Here is a 10,736-nt window from a genome sequence, read left to right on the forward strand (position 1 = left end):
ATGAACCTGCGCCATGTGCTTTACGGCCCGGCGCTGATGAAGGCTGCGGGGCCGGGGGCAGGGCGGCGGCGCGCTTGGGCCTGGGCCTTCGGGCTGACCGATGAGGTCTTTGGCGCGGCGCTGGGGGCGCTGGCGCGTGGGCGGGTGCGGTTTTCCGAACCGTTCATGTTTGGTATCGGTCTTGGTGCCTATGCGGCATGGGTTTCGGGCACGGCGCTGGGGGCGCTGGCGGGCGGTGCGGCATTGGCCGACTGGCCGGTGCTGAGCGCGGCACTTGGCTTCATGTTGCCTGCGTTGTTTCTGGCGCTGCTTTTCTCGATCTTGCGCCGCGCCGCGCTGCCGGTGATTGCCGTGGCGGCACTTGCAACCGTGGGCGCAACGCTTTGGTTCGGTGCGACCGCTGGAATCTTGGCCGGCATGGTGGCGGGGGCGCTGTCGGGGGTGGCAGGCTTGGGGGGGCGGCGATGAATGGCGAGTTGGTGGCGCTGGCGCTGACCGTGGGGGCGGCGAACTGGGCGTTTCGTTACCTGCCCACGCGGCTTGACCTTTCAGACACACCGCAGGGCGGGCCATTCGCGCGGTTTCTGGCGGCGACAGGGCCCGCGGCCATCGCCACGCTGGCGGTGGCCTCGTTGCAGCCAATGGTGGCATCTGCGGAATTGGCCGAACTGGCACCGGTTGCGGCAGGGGTTCTGGGTGTTACTGCGGCCTATTTCGCCAGCCGTTCCGTGGCGCTGGCAACGCTTGCCGGGGCGGGGCTTTACGGTGTGGTATTCGCCCTTGTCTGACCGCGCGCCTGCCCCATATATTCTCCAACGCGAATATGATGCGAGGCTGCAATGACCCAACCCCTGACACTGACTTGCCTGTCCTGTGGCAAGGCAAACCGCGTGCCGCACGACCGCTTGGATAGCGGGCCGAAATGCGGGGTTTGCGGTGCGCCCTTGACGGCGGGCAAGGTGGCCGAGCTGAACCCCGGCACTTTGGCCAAATCGATCAAGGACGATCTGCCGGTGGTGGTCGATTTTTGGGCGCCGTGGTGCGCGCCATGCCGCCAGATGGCACCCGAGTTCATCAAGGCGGCGGCGCAATTGGCCCCTAAAGTCCGCTTTGCCAAGATCGACACGCAGGCATTTCCGCAGGTGGCAGAGCGGCATCGTATTCAGGGTATTCCGGCGTTCATCCTGTTTCACAATGGCCGCGAGGTTGCCCGCGCCGCAGGTCTGCGCCCCGCGTCCGATCTGGTCGCCTTCGTGAAATCGAAGGTGGCGGTCTGAGCCGCCAGTTTTTTTCGCGCGCGCTTGCGGCGCTTGCTTGACAATGCCGATGCCGTGCGCGAAATACCCCCCCGGTGCGGGGCAGTAGCTCAGTTGGGAGAGCGCGACGTTCGCAATGTCGAGGCCAGGGGTTCGATCCCCCTCTGCTCCACCAAAATCTCTACATTATCCCTAGACCGGGTTGGCAATACCTGCCGCGATGCTTTCTCCCGCGGCGAGGCGGCATATGCCGAGCCGAGTAGCCATTTGTCGCCCCGGTAACGAGGCGGCATGCAATTGGCGACGCCGCAGGACCGGTGTCAGAGCGTGGAGGCTGATTCCAGATAGCTTGGTGCGCGCGAAACGGTCCGTGGCAGGCCAAGGTTTGGCTTGGTGCTGGTCAGGCACAGGAAGAGATGTGAATAGGTCAGGCTCGATTGGTGGCTGGCCGTGGACGCATATTCCGCCTTGAGCCCCTGCGTGCCACAGATACGCTGCGCTTCGGCAACCGCTTGCGCCGTCGGCTTGCTGGAGACTGACTGGATTCTGATGCTGTCGCCATTGTATTCGGTGACAACGGTCGGCGCACAGGCAGATAGCGCCAGCGCCAGTACAAGGTATTTACGCAAAATAAGTGCCCTCCGAAAAACTCGTATCTACAACTGGCGCAATTATAATTTCCAAAAGGCATGCTTCTGCCCGCGGATGCGCTACCAGCATGCTAGGCCAGCAAATCCTGATGTGCAACCTCAGGTTTTGCGGCGATCCACGCGAGGGGTTGGCAAGCTCACCAAGCCATCGGCCCGTGCCTTTGCCCCTTGGCAGCAATGGGTGCTGCGCGGCATAAGGCGGCATGACAGCGGACCTTACCCTGCCGATTGACACGCTTTTGCCCGAGTTAGCTCGTGTGCTGGTGGCCGAAGGCCGCGCGGTGCTGGTGGCTCCGCCCGGCGCGGGCAAAACCACGCGGGTGCCCTTGGCGCTGCTGCCGGTGGTGGCGGGGCGCATCGTCATGCTAGAGCCGCGCCGCCTTGCGGCTCGTGCTGCGGCAGAGCGGCTGGCTGAAACGCTGGGTGAAACCGTGGGCGGCACGGTTGGCTACCGTATCCGCGGCGAGGCGCGCGTGGGTCCCAGCACCCGCATCGAGGTTGTGACCGAGGGGATCCTGACCCGGATGCTGCAATCCGACCCGGGGCTGAGCGGCATTGGCTGCGTGATTTTTGACGAGTTTCATGAACGCTCGCTTAACGCCGATCTAGGCTTGGCGTTGGCATGGGAGGCCCGCGGCGCGCTGCGGCCCGATCTGAAGCTGTTGGTGATGTCTGCTACGCTTGATGCCGGGCCGCTGGCCGCGCTGCTTGATGCGGCACCGGTGCTGGTCAGCGAAGGGCGCGCCTATCCGGTCGAGACGCGCTGGTTAGGCCGCCCCATTGCCGCGGGAATGCGGCTTGAGGCGGCAACGGCGGCGCTGGTGGCCGAAGCATTGGAGGAAACCGATGGTGGGGTGCTGGTATTCCTGCCCGGTGAGGGTGAGATCCGCCGCACTGCGGCCTTGCTGGCCGCTCGCCTGCCCGAGGGTGTGGCGCTGCGCCCGCTGTTCGGCGCGATGGAGTTTGCAGCACAGCGCGCCGCCATCGCCCCCGCGCCCGGCCTGCGCAAGCTGGTGCTGGCAACCGCAATCGCGGAAACCTCGTTAACCATCGAGGATGTGCGTGTGGTGGTCGATGCTGGCCGCGCCCGGCGCGCCCGCTTTGACCCCGGCTCGGGCCTGACGCGGCTGGTGACAGAGCGGGTCAGCCGTGCCGAGGCGACCCAGCGGCAGGGGCGTGCCGGGCGGTTGGGGCCGGGGGTTTGCTATCGGCTTTGGACACAGGGCGAAGAGGGGGCGCTTGCAGCCTTTGCCCCGCCCGAGATCGAAACCGCCGATCTTGCGGGCCTCGCGCTGGAACTTGCAGCATGGGGCTCGGATGGTGCGGACCTTGCTTTCCTGACGCCCCCACCCGCCCCGGCGCTGGCCGAGGCGCGCGCGTTGCTGGCGGGGCTTGGGGCGATGGATGCCACCGGGCGGATCACGCCGCATGGTCGTGTGCTTGCAAACTTGCCGCTGCACCCGAGGCTTGCGCATATGTTGGCAACCGCAGGCCCCGCCGCCGCGCCGCTGGCTGCGCTGATGGAAGAACGTGATCCGCTGGGCGCGCGCGCGCCTGCCGACCTTTCGTTGCGGGTTGCGGCGCTGGAAAACCCCTCTCGGTTTGAGGCCGAACATGCGCTGCGGCCCAACCGTGGCGTGCTTGAACGGGCGCGCACCGAGGCCAAGCGCCTTGCGCGGATGGTCAAGCCGCCGCGCGAACCGCTGAGCCTTGCCGAGGCCGCGGCCACCGCTTACCCCGACCGCATTGGCCAGCGCAGACCGGGCGAGGCTGCGCGCTTTTTGCTGGCCAATGGCAAGGGCGCGGTGATGGACGCCGCCGACCCGCTGGCCCGCGCCGCGCTGATTGTGGCGAGCGAGCTTGATGGCGACTTGCGCGAGGCGCGCATCCGTCAGGCGGTGGAACTGCCCGAAGCCAGCCTCAGGCGGCTTTTTGCAGATCAGATCCGCCGCGAGGAAAGCTGCATCTGGTCGCGCCGTGACGGCAGGGTGGTCGCGCGCAAGCAGGAACGCCTTGGCGCGCTGATCCTTGCCGAGACACCTTGGCCCGACCCGCCGCAATCCGCCGTGGCCGAAGCCGCGCTGGAAGGGATGCGCCAGATCGGGTTGGTGTTTTCAGAGCCCGCGCGCCGCCTGCGTGCGCGGATCGCGCTGTTGCACCGCGAAGGTGCCGATATGCCAGATGTCTCGGACGCAGCACTTCTGGCCAGCGCCGAAGTGTGGTTGGCACCCTTTCTTGGCAACCGGCGCAGCGAGGCGGATCTGCGCGCGCTTGATCTGGCCGAGCCGTTGCGAGCATGGCTGACACATGCGCAGCGCCAGTTGCTTGAGGCGCAGGCCCCGGCGCATTTCACCACCCCGCTTGGTCGCGCGGTGCCGATTGATTACGAGGGCGCAGCCCCCGCCGTTTCCTTGCGCTTGCAAGAGCTTTTTGGCCAGCGCGCGCACCCCTGCGTTGGCCCGCGCCGCTTGCCGCTGCAACTGACGCTGTTGTCGCCGGGCGGAAAGCCGATGCAAGTGACACAAGATCTGCCGGGATTCTGGGCGGGCTCTTACGCCGACGTGCGCCGCGATATGCGCGGCCGCTACCCGCGCCACCCTTGGCCGGAAGACCCATTGCAGGCCGAACCCACTATCCGCGCCAAGCCGCGCGGTCACTAGGGCCAAAGCGCGGATCAAATGCGATCACACAGCGGATGATGCACGCAGCAAGATGCGGTCACTGCCATCGGCGCGTAGGCAACCAAGCCGCGTGAAAGGGTTTTCCAGCACCCGCTGGGCGGCGAGCAGCGTGTCATTTGCATTGATGCCGTCGTCGATCCGCTCGTCAAAGCTGATGCGCAGGGGCAGTATTTCGCGCACCACCACCGCACCCGCCTCTACCGCTGGCATTGGGGCGATCTTGCCTGCCACTACGAACAGCGGGCAATTGCCCCAATCGTACAGGTGGTGATAGCCGGGCCGCATGTCGATGCTGCCGAGATTGGCAAGAAAAACCGAGCAATAGAGCGGATCCTTGTCAAGAAACGAGGCGGGCAACAGATTGCGCCTATCAAGCCACTTGAGCGCCGCTACAACAAAGCCAAGCAGCGGGCGCGGCAGTGCCAATGTTGCGTGCAGTTCGCGATCCGTATAGGTGCGCTGGCCCGAGCGTTCGATCGCGATGCTGGATTGAACGGCATGGTGCAGATCGTCAAATGCCCAGTCATCCTTGATGGTCAGTTGCACCGCCGCCACCTCTGCGCGGCGGTCCTTCTTGCGCCGCAGCGCCGAAAAGGAAACCTTGCGCACATGTCGCTGATAGAGCCTGCGCCCGACAATAAAGCGGTTGAGCCTTGGCGTTTCATCAAGCGCCACGGCGATTGCGGCCAGCAGGCAATCGGTTACATCGACATCTTTGCCAAGCTCGCGCTGCGCTTCGACAAAGGCCAAGAGTGGTGCTGCGTCGATCTGCGCGTCATAAAACGTAATCGCGCTGTTCGGCGTGGGCAGCAGATAGGGAAGCATCTGCCGATAAGGGTGCGCGCGCACCAGCGTGCCATCAGGACGCGAAGTCTTGAGTTCTGCCAGCGCCAGTACCACCAGCGCCGCCGCGAAGACCCACCAGATCATGTTTGCCCCCGAAGCAGCGCCATTTGCCGCGCCCTTAGCGGACTTGGCTTGCAGCGCCACTTTCAACGCATCGAAGGGGGTGATGCAAGGCGCAACGCCAGCTTTCACCCCCTCGCGCCCTCTTGCGGCGACTGACCCGTTCCATTATGTGAAAGCCACCTCGAAAGGCTGGCGGGTTGGCGGAGAGGTTACGCAGCGGATTGCAAATCCGTGAAGACCGGTTCGATTCCGGTACCCGCCTCCAAGGTTTTTCAATGACTTAGGGCTGCAAGCATCTGCGGCAGCCTCAAGGTCTAAACAAGTGTCTACACATTCCGTTTTGTTCCGTTTGCATTTGTTGCGCGCGGGTGGCTCTGGCTTTCTGCTGAACCTTCTTTGTGGAGTGCAGAACCATGGCTTGGCTTCCGCCATACCCACTCCGAATTTGCGGATAGCACTAAAATAAGCGCCTTCGCAAAAAAATGCTCAATTTTTAGAGACTCGCCGGAATCTTGTGCATTGTGGCTTCGCTTTGTCTGGGAAAGCGCCAACGCCTCCGGCCAAATCAGGGTAGCTCAAACTTCCAAACCTGAGGACATCCAATGCAATTTGATATGACCTTACTTGCAACCTTTGTTGCAGTACTCAGCACCCCGGCACTCGCGCAGACAGATATCCCGTTTGCGCTTGATTGGAAGTTTGAGGGGCCGTCTGCACCCTATTTCCAGGCTTTGGATGCTGGCTATTTCGACGCCGCCGGCATGACTGTTACGATCAGTGAAGGCGCGGGTTCCTTGGATGCGATTCCAAAGGTCGCTACGGGGGCTTTCCCATTCGGTTTTGCGGACATCAACTCTTTGATGCGTTTCCTGGACCAGAATCCTGGCGCGCCGGTGACGGCTGTGATGATGATTTACGACAAGCCGCCGTTCGCAATCGTCGGTCGCCCGTCACTTGGCGTGACGAAACCGTCTGATCTGGAAGGCAAAATCCTCGGCGCTCCGCCCCCGGATGGTGCATGGGCGCAGTTCCCGATTTTTGCCGCTGAAACGGGAATCGATATGGATGCGATCACCGTCGAGCCAGTAGGTTTCCCCACTCGCGAACCGATGCTGGCCGAGGGCAAGGTTGCCTCGATCACAGGCTTTTCGTTCACCTCGACGCTGAACCTCAAGCGTTTGGGAGTGCCCGCTGATGATATCTCAGTGATCCTTATGGCCGACTACGGCGTCGATCTTTATGGCAATGCGATCATCGTGAACACCGACTTCGCCAAAGCCAATCCAGAGCTGGTTACCGCCTTCATCAGTGCAGTTGCCATGGGCTGGAAAGACGCAATTGCAGCGCCCGATACCGCCATTCAGGCGCTGATGGGACGCAATCCTGCGGCTGATGCAGCGCTCGAACTGGAACGTCTGCAAATGTCCATCGACGCCAATGTGCTGACTGACTACGTCATCGAGCATGGCTTGGGCAGCATTGATCCAGACCGCATGGCCAGCGCAATCGAGCAGACCAAACTGGTTTATGATTTCGTGAACGCACCTGATGCAGCCATCTATTTTGACTCAAGCTACCTGCCCACTGATGGCAGCTTGATGTTGCAATAAAGCCCTTAGGGCCGCCTACCCGGCGGCCCCGACACTCAGAGGCCATACCATCGAAAACCTTATAGAAATTAAAGGTGTACGGCACGCTTATCAAACCGGCAGCGGGCCTTTGCCTGTTCTCGACGGTCTTGATGTTGCTGTTCCCGAAGGCACTTTCGCCGCTGTGGTCGGCCCGTCTGGTTGCGGCAAGTCCACACTGACCAAATTGGTCGCAGGACTGATGAAGCCCAATGAGGGCGAGGTCTGGCTGCACGGGCAGCGCGTTACCGGCCCGCGCAAGACCGTTGGTATGGCGTTCCAAAATCCGGTCCTGCTGGAATGGCGCACCATTCTGGAGAACGTGATCCTGCCACTTGAAATCGTGGCGCCCAAAATGCCGAAAGCAGATCGTATCGCGCGCGCGATGGAATTGCTTGAGATGGTTGGATTGCACGGCTTTGAGAACAAGCGCCCTTCCGAGCTGTCCGGCGGCATGCGCCAGCGTGCTTCATTGTGCCGCTCGATCGTGCACAAACCCGAGGTCCTGATCCTTGACGAACCCTTCGGCGCGCTTGACGCCTTCACGCGCGAAGACCTGTGGCAAACTATGCGCGACCTGCGCGCGGCAGAGCCGTTCACCGCAGTTCTGATCACCCACGATCTGCGCGAAAGCGTTTTTCTAGGTGACCAAGTGATCGTGCTGTCAGGGCGCCCCGCGCGCACGCAATACGTCATGGAAGTCGACCTGCCTGCAGACCGGACGCTTGACGTTCTGTTTTCGTCCCCTGCCACCGAAATGCTGCATATCCTTCGCGATCAGATCAAGATCGCCCAAGGTCGAGCCCAAGAGGTAATCGCCTGATGCTCCAAAAGATCACCACGCCCATTATAGCTATCCTCATCTTTCTCGGGCTGTGGGAGCTCTTGGTCTGGGTCAACGGCTGGCCCAATTACAAAATGGCCTCCCCTTCCGACCTTCCGCCCGCCTTCTGGAAATACAAAGAGCTGTTTTTTGTCATGGGCTGGCAAACGCTTTGGCGCACGGTCGTGGGGTTGCTGCTTGCGGTGGCCGTAGGCACGTTCATCGGCATGATCATCGGGTTTTCCCGGCTCGCGCGGGACGCGCTTTATCCGCTGCTCGTGGGCTTTAACGCGATTCCAAAGGCGACTTTGGTTCCCGTAATCTCGCTTATTTTCATCGGCCAGCACGATTTCAATACGATCCTAATGGCCTTCATGATTTCGTTTTTCCCCATCGCGGTCTCGGTCGGAATTGGGCTGTCAACGCTAGAGCCAGAATACCGAGACATCCTGCGCGCTCTGGGGGCTTCTCGGTTCACGATCTTCCGCAGGATAGCCTTGCCCAAAACGCTTCCAGAGTTTTTCGGAGCATTGAAAGTCTCTGCAACGCTGGCCTTTATTGGCACGAATCTAGTGGAAATCGTAAGCCCCCACGGGCGCGGCCTTGGTGCCCTTTTCAAATCTGGCGAGACAAATGGGGATTACCCGCTGATGTTTGCCGTGTTGATCGCTTTGGCCCTGCTTGGCATCCTGCTATATTATGCGGTGATTGTCTTGGAACGAACCTTCGCAGGTTGGGCAGATCGCCAGGGCAGCTAGGAAGGTTGTAGACGGCAAGATGCTGATTTTGCCCTAGAGGCTTATGCAAAAAAAATGGATGCCGGATATACTGTGATCGCAGACATCCAAGGGCGTGCGCATGCCCTCGGTGCCGGACCAATCTGACAAAGCAAGTGTGCGCGCTTCACGATATGGACGCCCTGATAGGGCTAAGTCCTTAGCTGCTGTATGGTTTGAGTGTAAAGCTGCGGCGTTCAGCTATGCCCGTTTTGTCTGCATAGCTGACATTGGTGCAAACCACTGCGAACGTCCGCTTCCCGCCCTAGTCCACTATTTGTCACATAGGCAGTGTCAAGGCTCTGACCTGTCCGATCGGGTCTGATTTCGAATAGTGCCGCGCCATGTGTCGAAGACTGACAAAGTCGAAGCTACAGGTTCGCTCTGCCCAACGATTAGTCGCCGCGACGTTGTCCGGGTGTTTGTTAGCGTGCCCTGAACCTCCCGGTACGTTGCGCGCGAATAGGCGGTTCGTCTAAACATAGATGCTTTAGAGACAGACGGATACTTAGTCTTGCAAATCCGTGAAGGCCGGTTCGAGTCCGGTACCAGCCTCCAAGGCTTTCCTGACGATCCGGTTTTGAAAGCCCTTTCAGGGAAGGGGCCTCCCTTCCTTTTCTCTTATATTTACTGGCTGCGGTTTCAATGGGTTTCGCAAATCTTGCGGTCGCGCACGCAACGGCCGCGCGCTGGGCTGTCAATTTGGGCACGATTTGCTGCGACGGTCTGCCTCGCATTTATCGAGGCGCATTGCGATGGTGCGAGCCGCCATTGTCGCGCCCGCAGCGCGAGGAGACACCACCATGAACCCCTTCAAGAACAGAGAACTTTCGCTCAATGGGCCGGCCACGGATATTCTGCCGGTTTCGCCCAGCGATACCGTCGATCTGCCGCTGATCGCCCCCGCGATCTATACGGAAACTGGTGGCACCATCGTGATCGTTACCGTGGCGGGCCAGACGCGGACAGTCAAAGTGGCTGACAATTCGGTTCTGGCCGTCGGGGTAAGCCGCGTCATGGCGACGGGCACCACAGCCACGGGTATTCATGCGCTGGTGCTTGCATGAAGTTCATCAGTGATTTTTCGTTCACCTCGGCACCGCACCGCCCGCGTGGCGACTGGCACCCGGTTCAACTTTTTGACGCAGGGGCGCGAGGTGCCGTATTCGACCCATCGGACCTTGCCGCGATGTTTCAGGACAGCGCGGGCCTTGCGCTTGTTACGGCGCTGGGTCAGCCAATCAGCAAGTGTCTGGACCAATCCGGGGGTGGCAATCACGCCAGTCAAGCTGTCGCAGCCGCGCGGCCCCAGCTTGCGCGTTATCCGGCGAGCGGGATCAGGAACGTAGCGACTGGCGCGGGCGCGATGGATAGCGTGACCTATTGGCCCGCGTCGATTACCAGCGGCGGTGTTACGGCTACCAAACAGAGCAGCGGCGTAGATACGGATGGGCTGGAATACGCAACTTGGAGCATTGCGGGAACGGCCTCGGCGGACGCCTATCTTGGCATTTACGCCTACGCCCATTCGCGCGCCCCGGCATCTGTCGGGCAGACGTGGACTTGCAGCGCTTTTGTTCAGCTTGTTTCGGGCAGTGCGCCGCCCGCAGGAAGCGGCTTGGTTATCGGTGTCACCGGAGAAAAGGCACCATCCACGAGCAATGAATCCGCCACATACACCACTGGTCTGACCGACGCTGAAACCCTGTTCATAGTATCAAAAACCTTGTCTGCAATCGGCACAAACCAAGTGCGTGCCAACCCATTCCTCAAGATACTGTCCGGAGCGACTGTGAACTGTGTGCTGAAGGTGAAAGCACTACAGCTTAACACTGGCGCAGAGCGGGGGGCCTATCAGCACAACCTCAGCCCCTACGACATCACCGAGGCGGGCCAGCGAGACGTGTGGGCGATCTGCCGTGATGGTGTTGATGATGCGTTGCCTGCAACGCTCCCGGACCTAGGGTCGGATGCAACGATCTGGTATGCCACGGCCTCGGGCGGCGCAACCAT

General features: G+C 61.4%; 11 protein-coding genes and 2 tRNA genes. 11 read left to right on the plus strand and 2 right to left on the minus strand.

Annotated features, from left to right (window positions below; genetic code table 11):
• The 4 genes from ABY403_RS08285 to ABY403_RS08300 all read left to right on the plus strand — a co-directional run.
• Nucleotides 1–468, plus strand: a 468-nt coding sequence (locus ABY403_RS08285) for an AzlC family ABC transporter permease (RefSeq protein WP_372840307.1), incomplete at its 5' end; no start/stop codon positions are given.
• Nucleotides 465–788, plus strand: a complete 324-nt coding sequence (locus ABY403_RS08290; protein ID WP_372840309.1) for an AzlD domain-containing protein — start codon at nt 465–467, stop codon at nt 786–788. The genes ABY403_RS08285 and ABY403_RS08290, both read left to right, overlap by 4 nt.
• Nucleotides 789–839: 51 nt before the next feature.
• Complete coding sequence (trxC, locus tag ABY403_RS08295) at nt 840–1,277, plus strand: thioredoxin TrxC (RefSeq protein ID WP_372840310.1); 438 nt, start codon at nt 840–842, stop codon at nt 1,275–1,277.
• Between the two features lie 78 nt (nt 1,278–1,355).
• Nucleotides 1,356–1,431, plus strand: a tRNA-Ala gene (locus ABY403_RS08300).
• A 145-nt stretch (nt 1,432–1,576) separates the two neighbouring features.
• Here the strand turns inward: ABY403_RS08300 and ABY403_RS08305 are convergent.
• On the minus strand, nt 1,577–1,885 hold the full coding sequence (locus ABY403_RS08305; RefSeq protein ID WP_372840311.1) for a hypothetical protein: 309 nt from the start codon (nt 1,883–1,885) through the stop codon (nt 1,577–1,579).
• Between the two features lie 224 nt (nt 1,886–2,109).
• On the opposite strand from ABY403_RS08305, the gene hrpB reads away from it, so the two are divergent.
• The gene (hrpB, locus tag ABY403_RS08310; RefSeq protein ID WP_372840312.1) at nt 2,110–4,566 is read left to right on the plus strand and encodes an ATP-dependent helicase HrpB; all 2,457 of its coding nucleotides are present in this window, start codon (nt 2,110–2,112) and stop codon (nt 4,564–4,566) included.
• 24 nt (nt 4,567–4,590) lie between these two features.
• On the opposite strand, the gene ABY403_RS08315 is transcribed toward hrpB, so the two are convergent.
• Nucleotides 4,591–5,517, minus strand: coding sequence for a 2-oxo acid dehydrogenase subunit E2 (locus ABY403_RS08315; RefSeq protein ID WP_372840313.1), 927 nt, complete (start codon nt 5,515–5,517; stop codon nt 4,591–4,593).
• 170 nt (nt 5,518–5,687) lie between these two features.
• Between ABY403_RS08315 and ABY403_RS08320 the strand changes: the two genes are divergently transcribed.
• The 6 genes from ABY403_RS08320 to ABY403_RS08345 form a co-directional block, all read left to right on the plus strand.
• A tRNA-Cys gene (locus ABY403_RS08320) sits at nt 5,688–5,761 on the plus strand.
• 337 nt (nt 5,762–6,098) lie between these two features.
• Nucleotides 6,099–7,106 (plus strand): ABC transporter substrate-binding protein, encoded by a 1,008-nt coding sequence (locus ABY403_RS08325; protein WP_372840314.1) that lies wholly within the window; start codon nt 6,099–6,101, stop codon nt 7,104–7,106.
• A gap of 49 nt (nt 7,107–7,155) precedes the next feature.
• Nucleotides 7,156–7,947 carry an ABC transporter ATP-binding protein gene (locus tag ABY403_RS08330; protein WP_372840318.1) on the plus strand — a complete coding sequence of 264 codons (792 nt, stop codon included), beginning with the start codon at nt 7,156–7,158 and terminating at the stop codon, nt 7,945–7,947.
• Nucleotides 7,947–8,705 (plus strand): ABC transporter permease, encoded by a 759-nt coding sequence (locus ABY403_RS08335; RefSeq protein WP_372840315.1) that lies wholly within the window; start codon nt 7,947–7,949, stop codon nt 8,703–8,705. Before ABY403_RS08330 ends, ABY403_RS08335 begins: the two co-directional genes overlap by 1 nt.
• Before the next feature lie 821 nt (nt 8,706–9,526).
• On the plus strand, nt 9,527–9,790 hold the full coding sequence (locus ABY403_RS08340; protein ID WP_372840316.1) for a hypothetical protein: 264 nt from the start codon (nt 9,527–9,529) through the stop codon (nt 9,788–9,790).
• On the plus strand, nt 9,787–10,736 hold a 950-nt coding region (locus ABY403_RS08345; protein ID WP_372840317.1), incomplete at its 3' end, for a hypothetical protein. The genes ABY403_RS08340 and ABY403_RS08345, both read left to right, overlap by 4 nt.

This window comes from Phaeovulum sp., from assembly GCF_041596715.1.
Classification (GTDB): domain Bacteria; phylum Pseudomonadota; class Alphaproteobacteria; order Rhodobacterales; family Rhodobacteraceae; genus UBA6213.